Source organism: Aeromonas aquatica, from assembly GCF_000764655.1.
GTDB classification, from domain to species: Bacteria; Pseudomonadota; Gammaproteobacteria; order Enterobacterales; family Aeromonadaceae; genus Aeromonas; species Aeromonas aquatica.
Genome location: NZ_JRGL01000016.1, coordinates 21,545 through 36,842, shown reverse-complemented (window position 1 = coordinate 36,842; position 15,298 = coordinate 21,545). Strand labels below are relative to the sequence as shown.

General features: G+C 63.1%; 14 protein-coding genes and 2 tRNA genes. 10 read left to right on the top strand and 6 right to left on the bottom strand.

Annotated features, from left to right (window positions below; genetic code table 11):
• Positions 1-193 precede the first annotated feature (193 nt).
• The gene (gene orn / locus LG30_RS0104775; protein ID WP_033129573.1) at positions 194-739 is read right to left on the bottom strand and encodes an oligoribonuclease; all 546 of its coding nucleotides are present in this window, start codon (positions 737-739) and stop codon (positions 194-196) included.
• Positions 740-830: 91 nt separating this feature from the next.
• Between orn and rsgA the strand changes: the two genes are divergently transcribed.
• The 5 genes from rsgA (at position 831) to LG30_RS0104750 (ending at position 3,796) form a co-directional block, all read left to right on the top strand.
• Positions 831-1,865, top strand: coding sequence for a small ribosomal subunit biogenesis GTPase RsgA (gene rsgA / locus LG30_RS0104770; protein ID WP_033129572.1), 1,035 nt, complete (start codon positions 831-833; stop codon positions 1,863-1,865).
• Between the two features lie 36 nt (positions 1,866-1,901).
• Positions 1,902-2,774 (top strand): archaetidylserine decarboxylase, encoded by an 873-nt coding sequence (asd, locus tag LG30_RS0104765; RefSeq protein WP_033129577.1) that lies wholly within the window; start codon positions 1,902-1,904, stop codon positions 2,772-2,774.
• A complete protein-coding gene (locus LG30_RS0104760; protein WP_033129571.1) occupies positions 2,771-3,034 on the top strand; it encodes a VF530 family protein in 264 nt (87 codons plus the stop codon). Before asd ends, LG30_RS0104760 begins: the two co-directional genes overlap by 4 nt.
• 104 nt (positions 3,035-3,138) lie before the next feature.
• A complete protein-coding gene (locus tag LG30_RS0104755) occupies positions 3,139-3,390 on the top strand; it encodes a DUF2960 domain-containing protein (protein WP_033129570.1) in 252 nt (83 codons plus the stop codon).
• 1 nt (position 3,391) lies between these two features.
• Positions 3,392-3,796 carry a hypothetical protein gene (locus LG30_RS0104750; RefSeq protein ID WP_033129569.1) on the top strand — a complete coding sequence of 135 codons (405 nt, stop codon included), beginning with the start codon at positions 3,392-3,394 and terminating at the stop codon, positions 3,794-3,796.
• Positions 3,797-3,997: 201 nt separating this feature from the next.
• Here LG30_RS0104750 and LG30_RS0104745 read toward each other — a convergent pair whose 3' ends face one another.
• Entirely contained in the window at positions 3,998-4,492 is a 495-nt protein-coding gene (locus LG30_RS0104745) for a hypothetical protein (protein WP_033129576.1), read from the bottom strand.
• A gap of 169 nt (positions 4,493-4,661) precedes the next feature.
• Between LG30_RS0104745 and LG30_RS0104740 the strand changes: the two genes are divergently transcribed.
• A complete protein-coding gene (locus tag LG30_RS0104740) occupies positions 4,662-6,638 on the top strand; it encodes a putative bifunctional diguanylate cyclase/phosphodiesterase (RefSeq protein WP_033129568.1) in 1,977 nt (658 codons plus the stop codon).
• Positions 6,639-6,907: 269 nt separating this feature from the next.
• On the opposite strand, the gene rraB is transcribed toward LG30_RS0104740, so the two are convergent.
• Complete coding sequence (gene rraB, locus LG30_RS0104735) at positions 6,908-7,243, bottom strand: ribonuclease E inhibitor RraB (RefSeq protein WP_033129575.1); 336 nt, start codon at positions 7,241-7,243, stop codon at positions 6,908-6,910.
• Positions 7,244-7,567: 324 nt separating this feature from the next.
• On the opposite strand from rraB, the gene LG30_RS0104730 reads away from it, so the two are divergent.
• Together LG30_RS0104730 and LG30_RS0104725 are read left to right on the top strand one after the other, a co-directional pair.
• Positions 7,568-7,643: transfer RNA gene (locus LG30_RS0104730), tRNA-Phe, on the top strand.
• A gap of 5 nt (positions 7,644-7,648) precedes the next feature.
• Positions 7,649-7,724, top strand: a tRNA-Asn gene (locus LG30_RS0104725).
• A gap of 63 nt (positions 7,725-7,787) precedes the next feature.
• On the opposite strand, the gene LG30_RS0104720 is transcribed toward LG30_RS0104725, so the two are convergent.
• A complete protein-coding gene (locus LG30_RS0104720; protein ID WP_033129567.1) occupies positions 7,788-8,009 on the bottom strand; it encodes a hypothetical protein in 222 nt (73 codons plus the stop codon).
• A gap of 554 nt (positions 8,010-8,563) precedes the next feature.
• Between LG30_RS0104720 and LG30_RS0104715 the strand changes: the two genes are divergently transcribed.
• Together LG30_RS0104715 and LG30_RS0104710 are read left to right on the top strand one after the other, a co-directional pair.
• A complete protein-coding gene (locus LG30_RS0104715; protein ID WP_033129566.1) occupies positions 8,564-9,841 on the top strand; it encodes an alpha/beta hydrolase in 1,278 nt (425 codons plus the stop codon).
• A gap of 95 nt (positions 9,842-9,936) precedes the next feature.
• Positions 9,937-13,500: an ATP-binding cassette domain-containing protein gene (locus LG30_RS0104710; RefSeq protein WP_033129565.1), complete on the top strand. Its 3,564-nt coding sequence runs from the start codon at positions 9,937-9,939 to the stop codon at positions 13,498-13,500.
• Positions 13,501-13,576: 76 nt separating this feature from the next.
• Here LG30_RS0104710 and LG30_RS0104705 read toward each other — a convergent pair whose 3' ends face one another.
• Together LG30_RS0104705 and LG30_RS0104700 are read right to left on the bottom strand one after the other, a co-directional pair.
• The gene (locus LG30_RS0104705) at positions 13,577-13,786 is read right to left on the bottom strand and encodes a YgdI/YgdR family lipoprotein (protein WP_033129564.1); all 210 of its coding nucleotides are present in this window, start codon (positions 13,784-13,786) and stop codon (positions 13,577-13,579) included.
• A gap of 199 nt (positions 13,787-13,985) precedes the next feature.
• Positions 13,986-15,281: a rhodanese-like domain-containing protein gene (locus tag LG30_RS0104700; protein WP_033129574.1), complete on the bottom strand. Its 1,296-nt coding sequence runs from the start codon at positions 15,279-15,281 to the stop codon at positions 13,986-13,988.
• Positions 15,282-15,298: the final 17 nt, after the last annotated feature.

The window sequence follows — 15,298 nt, the reverse complement described above, 5'->3', positions numbered from 1 at the left end:
ACTGAGCTATTCCCGCAACTACCTTAAAACGACCGCACAGCATTTGGTTGCTTGCGCTACTGTACGGGAGCCGAATTATAAGAGCAGTCATTCCAATTGCAAGGGCTTTTTTGTCACTGTGCGGCCGTTCGCTCAAAAGCTGTCCGAACTGCCGATTTTAGCAACCGGGGGATGCCAAGCCCTTGCCGGCAACTCAGATTTTGAAGACGTGACTGCGGTAGAACTGCAGCTCGGCGATGGATTCGCGGATGTCATCGAGGGCCTGGTGGGAGCCGCTCTTCTTGAATTGATCCAGCAGTTCCGGCTGCCAGCGACGGACCAGCTCCTTGATGGTGCTGACGTCGACGTTGCGGTAGTGGAAGAAGGCCTCCAGCTCGCTCATGTGCTTGACCATGAAGCGGCGATCCTGGCCGATGCTGTTGCCACACAGGGGGCTGGTGCGCTCCGGCACCCACTCTTGAATGAACGCCAGCGTCTCGGCCACGGCTCGCGCCTCGTCATATTCACTCGCCTTGACCCGGGCTACCAGACCGCTCTTGGTGTGGGTGTTAACGTTCCAGTCATCCATCTTGGCGAGCTCGTCGTCGCTCTGGTGGATGGCGATAACAGGCCCCTGTGCCAGCACGTTCAGATCCTTGTCGGTGACGATGGTGGCGATCTCCAGTACCACGTTCTCTTCGGGGTCCAGACCCGTCATCTCCATGTCGATCCATACCAGGTTCTGCTCGCTGACTGTCATGATTGCTCTCTCTAGTGGGAGGAATGGCGGAATTTTGCCAATTTGCATGTATCATACTGGCTTTGGATCTGTTCATAAACTGGCGAATCGAGTGGCAAAGAAAGCAAAACTCAATCTGGGTCAACAAAGGCGTGTCCAGGCCAACCGCGAACGGCGGCTGCAAAAAGATCACAGCACCGTGGTCGATGACACCCTGTTTGGCCCGGCCATCGAGGGGGTGGTGATCAGCCGCTTCGGTCAGCATGCGGACGTGGAAGCCGTCGATGGCACCATCCACCGCAGCAATCTGCGCCGCAGCAGCATCAGCAGCCTGGTGTGCGGTGACAAGGTGGTCTGGCGTCCCGGCCTCAATGCCGCAACGGCGGGGGTCATAGAGGCGGTGCATCCGCGCCACTCGGTGCTGACCCGGCCAGACTTCTACGACGGGGTCAAACCCATCGCCGCCAACATCGACCAGATCATCATCGTCTCGGCGGTGATGCCGGAGTTCTCCACCAACATCGTCGATCGCTACCTCGTCGCGGCAGAAGATGTGGAGATCCAGCCGCTCATCGTGCTGAACAAGGTCGACATGCTCGATGACGCCGCCCGCGCCCGCATCGAGAGCCAGCTCGCCCCCTACCGCAAGCTCGGCTATCAGGTGATCCTGGTGAGCTGCGAGAGCGGCGAGGGGCTCGATGAGCTCAAGGCCCAGTTCGAAGGCAAGATCAGCATCTTCGTCGGCCAGTCCGGGGTGGGCAAGTCGTCCCTCACCAACGCCCTGATGCCGGGGCTGGATGTGCTCACCGGCGAGATCTCCGAAAACTCGGGGCTCGGCACGCACACCACCACCACGGCGCGGCTCTATCACTTCCCGAGCGGCGGCGATCTCATCGACTCCCCCGGGATCCGCGAGTTCGCACTCTGGCATCTGGAAGCCGACCGCATCACCTGGTGCTTCGTCGAGTTTCGTGACTACCTGGGTGGCTGCCGGTTCCGTGACTGCACCCACAAGAACGATCCCGGCTGCGCCCTGCGGGCGGCGGTCGACAGCGGCGCCATCAGCGCGGATCGCTTCCACAACTATCACCGCATCCTGGAAACCATGCAGGAAGCCCGCCACGGTCGGCAACAAGCCCGGCTGTGACCCCATCAACCCATTTTAATAAAGTCGATGAAGATCATGAGCATCACTGACAACCTGAAAATTGCCGGTCAATACTGCCTGCCCAAACACGCCGTCTCCCGCCTGGTGGGCAAGCTCGCGGCCGCCGAGGCCGGCAGCCTCACCACCAAGGTGATCACCGCCTTTATCAAACAGTACCAGGTCGACATGAGCGAGGCCCTGCACGAAGACCCCGCCCACTATTCGAGCTTCAACGCCTTCTTCACCCGTGAACTCAAGCCGGGGATCCGCCCTCTGGTGGAAGATGCAATGACCCTGGCGCTGCCGGTGGACGGCACCGTCAGCCAGCTCGGCCCCATCCATCAGGGCCGCATCATCCAGGCCAAGGGCCACGACTACAGCGCCCGCGAGCTGCTGGGTGGCTTCGAGGATCTGGTGGCGCCGTTCAAGGATGGCGACTTTGCCACCATCTATCTGGCGCCCAAGGATTACCATCGCATCCACATGCCGCTGGACGGCGTGCTGGAGAGCATGGTGTTCGTGCCGGGGGATCTCTTCTCCGTCAACCCGCTCACCGCCGAAAACGTGCCCAACCTGTTCGCCCGCAACGAGCGGGTGGTCGCCACCTTCCGCACCCCCCACGGCCCCATGGCGCTGGTGCTGGTTGGCGCTACCATAGTCGCCAGCATCGAGACCATCTGGGCCGGCAACATAGCGCCGACCAAGCAGAAGGAAGTGGTGCGCTGGGATTACACCGGCGACCAGGCCATCACCTTGCAAAAAGGCGCCGAAATGGGTCTGTTCAAGCTCGGCAGCACAGTCGTCTGCCTGTTTGGCCCCGGCATGCTGGCGGGCTTCGAGCCTCATCTGTCCAACGGCGTCACCACCCGCATGGGACAACCCTTCGCCAAGCTGGCTGCAGCAGAATGAGTGACCAGCAAGGCGCTTCGCAGCCGAAGAATCCACTGCACGGGCTGACCCTGGAGGCGATTGTCACCGCCCTGGTAGCCCACTACGGCTGGGAACAACTCGGGAAGGAGATCGACATCCGCTGCTTCACCCAGGATCCCAGTATCAAATCCAGCCTGAAATTCTTGCGCAAGACCCCCTGGGCACGGGAAAAAGTGGAAAGCCTCTACCTGTATGTCCAGCGCAAGCAGGCGAAACAGGCGGGATCCCGCAGTGTTTAAATCCAGCCTGACGTTCTTGTGCAACGCCCCCTGGGCAGGGGAAAAGGTCGAGAACCTCGACCTTTACGTCCAGCGCAAGCAGGCGAAAAAGAAGGAAGACCCCGATGGCGTTTAAAATTACTTACACCTACGGCAAAAAAACCAAAGAGATCGGCTACGCCAACGACAAGTTCAACAGCATCTACGATGCCATCGCCGCGGCCGAGGGGATCAACCTGGCCAGCTTCCACGCCATGGAGGCCCAGCTGGCCCAAGTCTGCCGCCGCGACAAGAAGAGCGTGAAGGATTACCGGGAGAACTACTTCAAGGAGCTGGGTTTCTCCAACATCGTCATCGAACGGGATGGCCAGGAGTAATATGCGCACTCTGACCCTGATGGCCGCCTCCTTGCTGCTGGCGGCCTGCAGCACCCCGGAGCAGCACTTGGTGGGCAACGATCAGGATGCCCACGGCTGCCGTGCCAGCGCCGGCTACCAGTGGTCCGCCCTGACCGAGCAGTGCGTGCGCCTGTTCGAGCAGGCCATCCGGTTGCAATCCCTCGAAGCCAGCGAGACCGGCAGCGCCTTCGTGCTGTTCAACGCCGATCAGCGCGAGGCCGAGCTGACCCTGCCAAGCGGCGAGCAGATCCGGCTGATCCGGCAGGGGGACGAGGGCAACTGGTCCTGGCAGGGCGGCGCCTATCAGCTCTTCCCCTGGAAGGGTTATCTGCTCAAGTCCGGCGAGCAGGTCCTGTTCCACGGTGACAGCGCGCTGCAAGGCTGAGCCTTCCATGACAAACCCCGGCCTCTGCCGGGGTTTTTGTTAAGGCTGGCTGCTGCTGCACGCAGGCCTGAACCGCCAGGATGCGCCAATGGCGGTTCCCTCTCCTTGATGCTCGCTACTCCCCAAAAACAAACGCCCCGTTGCAGGCAACGGGGTGTTTGGTGCGGGCCGCCTACATGACGGGCGGCGGGCAGGGCCGGATCAGTTGCCGAGGGTGGCAAACAGGCTCTGCTCCAGGCTGCCGCGGGAGACGCAGACCGGCGTGATGGAAGGGGCCTGCACGCGTTCGCCGGAGGACTCGACGAAGTAGAGCTGGGTGTTGCCCTTGACGTTGACGGTGGCCACGCTGTTGTTGCCGCTCTGGGTGATGATCAGGTTGATCTGCAGATTCGGGTTGCCCAGCGCGACCTTGGAGCCCATGGTGCCGCAATCCAGCCACTCCAGGCCATCGGCCGAGTTCTCGACGTTGGCGGTCATCAGACCGGAGCCACGCTGGCTGTTCTCGATGTTCAAGCCGTGATCGCCAAACCACTTCTCGGCGCGGGCCCACACCAGATCGACCGGGATCTGCATCTCCTGGGTGTTGTTGGTCGCCTTGGCAACCGGCGGGGTATAGCGATACTGCTCGCCGCCGTTGTTGTCACTGGCACAACCTACCATCAGCAGGGCCAGGGCGCCCCCCATTATCTTCTTCATGCTGTTTCTCTCGTCCATAAGGCCACCTGAGGCCAACCGGCGGCTATTATGGCGCCCGCGACACGGGCTGTCAGCAGGGATCCACATAAATGGCGGACTCTTAACCCACGCTTTACAAAACTGGCCTGTTATCATAGATTTGCTCGAAGTCTCCCCCGTGAGTGCTCACGTGAATTCTTTGCTCTCCCTGGCGCTGCTGCAGCAGATCATCGACCAGTTACCCATGAATATCTTCTGCCGGGATACAAACGGACGGTACCTGTTTGCCAACAAGGTCTTCGCAAGGGAGGCCGGCCTGCAGTCCCCCCACGAACTCGTCGGTAAACTGGATGTAGAGATGCCCTGGGGCGACGCCTTCAGGGAAGAAGATCGGCGTCTGCTGGCCGAAGGCAAGCCCCTGCTCCATCAACAACTGCACTGCCACAGTGGCGATGCCACCAGCTGGATGGAGATCCACAAGGTGCCGCTCTATGACGAGCAAGGGGAACCGCTCGCCCTGTTCGCCATGATCAGCGCCATAGACAAGCGCAAGGAGCTGGAGCAGACCTTCCGTCAGCAACAGCTGCTGCAGCGCCGTCTGCTCGATGCCATCCCCGACCCCATCCGTTTGGAAGATCACCAGGGCGTGCTCATCGACTGCAATCAGGCCTTTCTCGACTTCATGGGACTGGCGGCGAGCGAGGCGCTCGGCCATCGTGTCGCCCCCCGCCTGCCCATAGAGCAGGCGCTGGGACGCGGTGAGTATTGCCTGATGGATGCCCATGGTCAGGGTCGTCACCTGGAGATAACCCGGGTCGAGGTGCCGGACGACGAGGGCAACTCCCTCGGCATTCTGACCCTGAGCCGCGACATCACCGGGCTGCGCACCACCCAGGCCCAGTTGCAGCAGGAGCAGCACTACGACAGCCTCACCGGCCTGCTCAAGCTCTCCCACTTCCTGCAGACCAGCCGTCATCTCGGCGCCCGCAAGGCCAGCCTGCTGCTGGTCGATCTGCAGCATTTTCGCGAGATCAACGATCGCTTCGGCATCCGGGTCGCCGATCGCCTGCTCAGCCAGGTCGCCCGCCGTCTGCAGCGGCTGGCACCGCCCCAGTCCCTGCTGTGCCGGGTCGCGGCCGATGACTTCGCCCTGCTGCTGCCGGAGCTCCCCCTTTCCTTAAGTGACTGGAGCCGCAACCTGCAGCATGAGTTGATGACCCCCTATCAGGTCGAGGAGCACAGGATCCAGATCCCGGTCTTCCTCGGCATCGCCCACGGCAAGGCCAAGGATGCCGAACGCCTGCTGAGCCACGCCGAAGCCGCGCTGGCGCAGGGCAAACGCCAGCAGCAGCACTGCACCCTGTTCGATCCCGAACTCGATGCCAGGCTCAAGCGCCGCCAGCTCATCGCCGCCCAGTTGCCGCTCGCCATCAAGGCGGCCGAGCTGACCGCCGTCTATCAACCCATCATCTGCACCCACGACAACCAGTTGCACGGTGCCGAGTTGCTGTGCCGCTGGCCCCACCCCGCATTCGGCATGATCTCCCCCGACGAGTTCATCCCCCTGGCGGAGGAGCTCGGCCTCATCGGCCAGCTCGGTCAGCTGATGCTGGAGCTGGGCTGCGCCCAGCTGGCGCGCTGGCAAGTGGCGGCGCCGGATCTGGTGCTCTCCATCAACCTGTCGCCGCTGCAATTTCGCGATCCCGAGCTCTGCCAGCAGATCTTCGCCTGCATCGAACGCCACGGGCTCGCCCCCTGGCAGCTGGAGCTGGAGATCACCGAGGGGGTGCTGATGGAGAATGCCGACGAGATAGAGAGCAACCTCGCCAGCCTGATCGAGGCCGGCTTCCATCTCGCCATCGATGACTTTGGTACCGGTTACTGCTCGCTGGCTTACCTGCCGCGGCTGCAGGTGGCGACCCTCAAGCTGGACAGGAGCTTCACCCAGGGGCTCGCGACCAACCAGGCCACCACCGCCATAGTGCGCTCCGTCATCGGCCTCGGCCACGAGCTCGGTATCAAGATCACCGCCGAGGGGGTGGAGACTCAGGAGCAGCAGGAGTGGCTAGCGCAGGCGGGATGCGATCGGCTGCAGGGCTACCTGTTCAGCCGCCCCCTGCCCCCCGAGCAGTTTGCCCGCGACTACCAACTGCTCGCCGTCCTCTGAAGCACGCGTAGCAAAAAGGCCACATGATGTGGCCTTTTTGCTATTTGAATCCGGGCTTATTCCTGGCAGCAAGTGCCCAAGCCGTCATGGTCCACACCGTATTTTTCGAGGGAAAGGGTCAGCATCTTCTCTATGTCGGCATGTCGGCGGCCAGGGGACCCGGCTTATTCCTGGAAGTAGGTGCCCCAGCCGTCATGGTCCACGCCGTATTTCTCGAGGATCGGCAGCATCTTCTCGATGTCGGCATGTCGGCGGCCAGGGGACCCGGCTTATTCCTGGAAGTAGGTGCCCCAGCCGTCGTAGTCCACGCCGTATTTCTCGAGGATCGGCAGCATCTTCTCGATGTCGGCGAGGATGGGCTCGATCTCCAGCTTGCGCTCGACGGTGGCGTCGAAGCAGAAGATGGTCGCGCCGTCATCCAGCTCCATCTCCTCGGCATCGGTCACTTCGAAACCGGCCTTGAACAGGTCGACGGCGGCCTTTTCCAGCAGATCGAAATCCTGGCAGGCAAAGTGGTGCTCAATCTCGTAATCCATATCCGCATTGCTGCCGTCGGCCAGCAGCTCGTTGACGATGGCGGTGGTCTCTTCGCGCCACTCTTGCATGTTGATACTCATATAAACCCCAGACGGTATTGGATGGTTGTCGACACCCTGCTGGCGGGCACTCTGCGGCAGAGTCAGCCCAGATCGCCGCCAGGCAGTTGGTTGCGGCAAAGCATACTCGCAGAGCGCATCAGGCTCAATGCGAGGGGCCAAGATAACCGCCACCCGAAGAGAGGCACCACCTTTGCTCAAGGAGGCAATACCTCGGCGGCGGGCAGACATGGGCAACAAGCGGCCAGGTTGCTCGGATATCGAGCAAACGATGCGACAATCCGCACCCCATAGTTGACACCCCAGTCCAGAAAGGGTTTAATGCGCGCCGTTGCCCAGATAGCTCAGTCGGTAGAGCAGGGGATTGAAAATCCCCGTGTCGGCGGTTCGATTCCGTCTCTGGGCACCAATAATTCCTCCTTAGTTCAGTCGGTAGAACGGCGGACTGTTAATCCGTATGTCACTGGTTCAAGTCCAGTAGGAGGAGCCAAATTCGAAAGGCCCGCTCATCTGAGCGGGCCTTTCTGCATCTGCCATTCTCGCGCCTTCCTCCCTAATATCGATTCTCGTCCCCGTGCCAGACGTGCCCCGCATGACAGGCCCGCGCGACCTCATGACAGGGATCATCGGCATGGCTGCGGAAGAAATGCTGATCCTGCTGCAGCAGGAACGCACTCATCGAGTGGCTGATCCCGGCCAGTGCCTCGCCGGCGGTCAACCCTGCCATCCGATGATCGGTGGCCAAATGGGCCAGAACTTTCTCACGACTATTCATGATCGCCTCCCTCGTTGAATCGTGCCGTAAATTGACGATAGCAGCAGGTGCCAGACTATCGCAAACCCGCGCCAGCAAAGGGCCCCAGCCTAGTCCCTCCGTGTCGCTCAAGCGACTGATCCCAGAGCAATGCTCATGCAAAAGGCCCGCTACAGTGAGCGGGCCTTTTGTACTCTTGCTAGCCGCCGTTACAGGCCGCCAGCAACAGGGTCGCCCCGCAGGTGGCGCTGAATACCAGCAACCCAGCCTGCAGCACACCCTCCGGATCTGTCTGCTTCCTTTTTTTCCTGAACCTTATCCATTTAGGCTTCATCGAGCCCACCTCGTCCTGTTATGCGTCAGCTCTCCTGCCCTCCTCGGCAGGCCGCTCATCTTTGTCCGCACGCAATCCCTCGTCAATCACCCCGACACAATAAATATCCTCGCGCGCCGACCCCCGGTTCCAAGGAGAGATGGCGCTATCAGGGTGTTAACAATCTGGAAAACCGGCGTGACCCGCTTGCGTGCCAGGGCTATCATGAAGCCGACGATTTCCGACCCCAGGGAGACCCCAGATGAGCAGCCCCTTGCATTACGTGCTGGATGGCATCCATTGCGAGCCACATTTCTTCAGCGTGCCCCTCGACCACCAGCAGCCTGACGATGAGGAGACCCTCACCCTGTTTGGCCGCACCCTCTGTCGCCTTGACCGGTTGGACGATGACCTGCCCTGGCTGCTCTATCTGCAAGGGGGCCCGGGGTTTGGTGCCCCGCGCCCCTGCGCCAACAGCGGCTGGATCAAGCGGGCCCTGCAGGAGTTTCGGATACTGCTGCTCGATCAGCGCGGCACCGGCCACTCCAGCCCCATCCACGCCGAGGCCCTGGCCCATCTCGACCCGCACCAGCAGGCGGACTATCTCAGCCATTTCCGTGCCGACAGCATAGTGCGGGACGCCGAGCTCATCCGCGAGCAGCTGAGCCCGGATCGCCCCTGGAGCCTGCTCGGCCAGAGCTTCGGCGGTTTTTGCAGCCTGACCTACCTCTCCCTGTTCCCGGACAGCCTGCACGAGGTCTACCTCACCGGCGGGGTGGCCCCCATAGGCCGCAGCGCGGATGAGGTCTATCGCGCCACCTACCAGCGAGTGGCGGACAAAAACCGGGCCTTCTTCGCCCGCTTCCCCCACGCCCAGGCCATCGCCAACCGGCTGGCGAGCCACCTGCACCGCCACGATGTACGCCTGCCGAACGGCCAGCGCCTGACGGTGGAGCAGCTGCAGCAGCAGGGGCTGGATCTCGGCGCCAGCGGCGCCTTCGAGGAGCTCTACTACCTGCTGGAGGATGCCTTCGTCGGCGAGCGGATCAACCCCGCCTTCCTCTACAAGGTGCAGGCCATGCAGCCGTTCAACACCAACCCGGTGTTCGCCATACTGCATGAATCCATCTACTGCGAGGGCGCCGCCAGCAACTGGGCGGCCGAGCGGGTCAGGGGCGAGTATCCGGTACTGGCCTGGGCACCGGGCAAGGACTTTGCCTTCACCGGCGAGATGATCTTCCCCTGGATGTTCGAGCAATTCCGCGAGCTCATGCCCTTGAAAGAGGCCGCCCACCTGCTGGCCAGGAAGGCTGACTGGGGCCCGCTCTACGACCCTGCGCAGCTGGCTCGCAACAAGGTGCCGGTGGCCTGCGCTGTCTACGCCGAGGACATGTACGTCGAGTTCGACTACAGCCGCGAGACCCTCAAGGGGCTGGCCAACAGCCGCGCCTGGATCACCAACGAATACGAGCACAACGGCCTGCGGGCCGACGGTGAGCAGATCCTGGACCGGCTCATCCGCCTGAACCGGGATCGCTGATCCCGGCCAGGCACAAATACCCAATAATAAGATAGAGGGCGGATAACAAGCCGCCCCATCCTCTGGAAGCAGCACAAAATAATAAGGATCACCCATTGGATCACCCGGAAATCTCGGCCGGCTGGCTGAGCCGTCTCTTCTATCACTGGACGGGCCCGCTGCTGCGCAAGGGACTGAACGAACCTCAGGTCACACTCGACGATCTCTATCCCCTGTTGCCGGAAGACAGACGCGACGAACGCGCCGATGCCTTTCTGCGGCTCACCGCCACCGCGCCGGTGCGCCCCTGGCCCATCATGGCCTTCATCTGGCGCCATTACCGCGGTCGCATCGGCCTGCTCACCCTGCTGCAACTGCTCGGCATGATGGCGACCCTGGCCAGCCCCTGGTTGCTCAACCACAGCATGACCCAGCTCGGCGCGGGCGCAGCCACCGGCCACAAGCTGCTGCTGGCCCTGGCCCTGTTCGCCTCCGTGCTGGCCGCCGGCATGCTGGCGGAGCACTCCCTGCAGCTGGCGCTCAAGATGCACGTCCCCATTCGCCGCCTGCTGGCGGAATCCCTGCTCGCCAAGGTGATGAAGCTCGGCGGCAAGAGCTTCGATGACAGGGCCGGTGGCCGGGTACAGAACCTCATCAACCGGGATGTCTGGGACATCACCTGGATATTGGCGGATCCCGCCATGCCGCTCACCATGGCGCTGCAACTCATCGGTACCATAGCCCTGCTGGTGTGGCAGGTGGGCAGCGCGGGCCTGGTGGGCTTCGCCGTGCTCACCCTGCTGCTGCTGGTCTCCACCCGGATGGTGCGCCGCATGAACCAGCAGGAGCAGCAACTCAAGCGCCAGCAGGACGAGCGCAACGGCATCCTGGCGGAGTACATCAAGAAGCTGCGGCTGGTGCGCCAGAACGGGCTCGGCGCCTTCTTCACCGGCGCGGCCAACGCCAAGCGCCAGCAGGAGCTCGGCGTGCTCGGGCGGGTGCTCAAGCTCGATGCCATCAACAGCTTCCTGATGATCAGCACCCCGCTCTTGGTGACGCTCGCCACCTTCACCACCTATCTCGCCTCGGGTCAGAGCCTGACCCTGCCCCAGGTGTTCACCACCATAGCCCTGTTCGCAGTGCTGCGGATCCCCATGATGCGGCTGCCCTACCTCATCCGCACCCTGATCAACTTCAATACCGGCTTCAACCGGCTGTGTGAATTCCTCAACAGCCCGGAACAGCACAGAGACCTCAGCGACCCCAGCCTGCCGCTGGGCGCCCTGCGGATGGAAAACGTCACCGCCCTGCATCAGCAAAAGCCGGTGCTGCAAGGCATCAGCCTCACCATCCAGCCGGGGGAACTGGTGGGGATCACCGGGGCCACTGGGGCGGGCAAGAGCTGCCTGCTGCACCTGGTCGCCGGCTTTGACAACGACTTTGCGGGGAGCATCCGCCGCCACGGCCGGGTCGCCCACCTGGGCCACAAACCCTGGCTGATGAACGACAGCATCCGCAACAACATCTTGTTCGGCCAGCCCTGGCATGAGGAGCGCTACCACTGGGTGCTCGGCGCCTGCGCCCTCGGCGCGGACCTCAGCCTGCTCAGCCACGGGGATCAGACGCTAGTGGGCGAGCTCGGCACCCGGCTCTCCGGCGGCCAGCAGCAGCGGGTCGCCCTGGCCCGCGCCCTCTATGCGAAGGCCGACATCCTGCTGCTGGACAACCCGTTGTCGGCGCTGGATCCCATCGTCTCGGCCCAGGTGCTGGAGCAGGGGCTCGCCTTCAAGCCGGGCCCGACCCGGCTGCTGGTGAGCCACGATCCGGACGTGCTGGCCCACTGCGATCGGGTGATCCGCATCGAGCAGAGTCAGCTGCGGGAGCTCGATGCCCACCAGCTGGCGGATCTCATCCAGCATCCGCAGCCCGTGCCCCTGGTGGCGCCCCAGGAGGCGGAGCAATTCAGCGAGGAGAAGGTGGTCGAGGGCAAGGTGGACTGGGGGTTGTTCGGCTTCATGTGGCAGCGCCTGGCCGCCCCCGGCGCCATCCTGATCGCGTTGCTGCTCACCCTGGGACAGGAGGGGCTGCGCATCGCCTCGGATCTCTGGCTCGGCGGCAAGGCCGAGGTGGCGGATGTGCGCACCCTGCTCGGCATCTATGTGCTACTGGGGGCGGGCTCCCTCGTCTGCATCATGGTGGTGCGGATCATCAACTACAAACTCGGCCTCAAGCTGGCCTGGACCCTGTTCGACGGCATGCTGGGCCGCATCAGCCGCGCCCCCATGGCCTTCTTCGACAAGGTGCCCCAGGGGCGCATCCTCAACCGCTTCGATCGGGACCTCGGGGAGGCCCAGGAGGTCTTGCTGTCCATGTTGATGGGGCTGTTCGCCATGCTGATCTCGGTGCTGCTGCAGGTGGTGGTGATCGGCGTCAACATGCCGCTGCTGCTGCTCATCGCCCCCCTGGTAGGCTGGGCACTCTATGTGCTGCAACGCCGCTACCGGGCGGTGCAGCTCAAGCTGCGGCGCCAGTCCTCGGTGCTGCGCTCGCCGCTCTACATCAGCATAAGCGAGACCATTCGCGGCGCCCCCGCCCTGCGTCTGGCCGGGGCCGAGCGCTTCGCGCTGGATCAGGTGCTGCATCACTATGACAACAACCTGCGCAGCTGGTACACCACCACCTCCATCAACCGCTGGCTCGGCATGCACCAGACCCTGCTCTCCGCCGCCCTGGTCGGGGCCGTGGCGCTGATGGTGGCCTTCAGCAACAGCTCGCTGCTGGGGGCCGTGGCCATCACCTACGCCTTCACCGCCTCGGCCATGCTCAACTCCCTGATCCGCACCTTCGCCGAGGTGGAGCAGGTGATGAATGCGGTGGAGCGGGTGCGCGAGTACAGCGAGATCGAGAGCGAGCGCCAGGAAGGTGAGCCGCTCGCCACCCCTCATCCCAGGGTGCGCTTCGACAACCTGGGGCTGCGCTACCCCGAGGCGAGCCAGTGGGCGCTGCACAAGGTGAACTTCGAGCTGGCCCCCGGCGAGAAGGTCGGCGTCTGCGGTCGCACCGGCGCGGGTAAGAGCTCCCTGCTCGGGGTGCTGCAGGCCATGTATCCGGTCTCCCAGGGGGAGATCTACTACGACGAGCAGCCGCTGTCGGCGCTGGCGCCGGAGGCGGTGCGCGATCTGTACGACACCGTCTCCCAGATCCCCCTCACCTTCTTTGGCACCCTGCGTGCGAATCTCGCGCCCCTGACCGAGCAGGATGACGCCGCGCTGGAGCTGGCCCTGGCCCGAGTCGGTCTGGCCGAGCGCTGCGCCGGTCGGCTGGACGAGGATCTCGACAAGCTGCAGCTCTCCGCCGGCGAGACCCAGCTCCTGGTCATCGCCCGCATCCTGCTGTCGCGCCGCCCGCTCATCGTGCTGGACGAGGCCACCTCGGATCTCGATCACGGCGGCATGCGCAAGATGGCGGAGCTGCTCTATCGCTACCGACCGGAGGCCAGCTACCTAGTAATAGCCCACCACCTGGAGCCGCTGTTGTCGGTGGACAAGGTGGTAGTGATGGAGGCGGGCACCGTGGTGGAGCAGGGATCCCCGGTCAGCCTGCTGGCGAACCCGGACTCCCGCTTCCACCAGCTGTTCGCCGGTCAGGTCAATCGCCAAGTCGCGGAGCTCCATGTCTGAGGCGGGCATCAACCGGTGAATACCCTGACGTAAAGAGGGCTGCCTGCGGGCAGCCCTCTCTTGTCGTGCGTTGGCCTCAGCGCTCCATGATCTGGGTCACGTCGTCCTTCTTGATCAGCATCTCCCGCCCCTCGGCATCGTAGTAGCGGTACATGTCGGTATCCTCATCCAGCTTGGGTTTGCTGTCGGTGGCGATCATGCGCCCGTCCTTGGTGCTCATGATGTATTGAGAACTGCAGCCCGCCAGTGCCAGCACACAGGCCAGGATCATCATCAGTCGTTTCATCACCGTCTCTTCTCCCTCCCGCATCCTCGGCACGAGGATGTTTCTTGAAGCCTAGCTCAGCCATCTGCCCCCGAATAAGCGGACCATCAATATCAGGATCACCTACGTAATCCTCTGCTTTACTACTATACGGCAGCATATGTGCAAACCCCATATGAAAAAGGCCGGACATCTGTCCGGCCTTTTTATCGCAGTCTGCTCATGACTTGGCAGGCTGACGCTCACCGGTGACGATGGGGTTCTTGGGGTCAGCACTCCACTCGTACCAGCCGCCGTCGTAGACGCTGATCCGCTTCCAGTCCATCAGCCAGGCGTAGAAGAAGGCTTCGGAGGCGCGCCAGCCGGTACCGCAGTAGAAGGCGGCCTGCTGGGTTGGCTCTATGTTCCACTCGTCCCACATGCTGAGGATCTCGCGGGCCGGTTTCATGGTGCCATCCGGGTTGTGGAAGTCGCTCATGCTGTTGGCATCCACCCCACCCCGACCCCACTTGGCCCCTGGGATGTCGCCCTTGGGTTTGATGTAGCTGTAGCCGGAGGTCTTGCCGATGTACTCGTCCCAGGTCCGCACGCTAACCAGGGCGCTGTCGGGCTGCTTGAGCAGCGCTTTCGCCTGACTCAGGGTGGTGTAGTACTCGGGGTGTGCCGGGATGCTGACGCCGAACTCCTTGGCCGGCTTGAAGGTATTGGTCAGGCCGGTCTCGGTGCGCAGGTGCTGCACGAACCAGGCATCCAGGCCACCGTCCAGCAGCCGCACGTCTTCCACCCCGGCATACATCATCAGGTGCGCGGCACGGGCCGCCGCCATGGTGTTGCGACCATAGAGGATGACGGTGGTGTCGTGACGGATGCCGTTGTCCAGCAACAGCTTCTTGAGCGCCTCATCGGACACCTTGTTCCACAGCGGCTCCTCTTCCAGGCGGTTGGTGTCGATGTACCCGGCCCCCGGAATGTGGCTCAGCAGGTAGGCCTTGGGAGCGCCCCAATCCACCTCGAACAGCTTCCAGTCCCCTTTGGGGGCGGCTGCGACCGGCTTGCCGGCCTGCAGATCCGCCAGCCAGAGCGGATAGACCAGCTGCTGCCAGCGCGCCAGGTACTCGCGCGGCGCATCCTTCCAGCCCTGCAGCTCGAACAGCTGCTTGATGCCCTGCTGACGCAGCAGGCGAGCCACCTCGGCCACGGCGCGCGGTTCGCCATAGAGCGCCACCGGCTTGTCCGGGCTCAGCCCCTTGTCCTTGAGCGCCTTTGGCCACTCTTCGTCACTGTATTTCCACTCGGCGGAGAGGTTCTCGGCGCCAGTCACGTGGCCACCCTGCTGCTCGTCCACCATGGGCCAGCCCTGGTAGAAATAGCTCGGGCGGGTATCCAGGATGACCGCCTCCTTGGCCTTGGCATCGACCAGGGTCAGCGGGGGCAGTTCGGCGGCAAAGGCGGGCAAGGCACACCAGAGCAGCAAGGTCGCCAGGGTGGCCCGTAGCAGGCCCATTATTCGTTTCATGATGATGTCTCGATTCA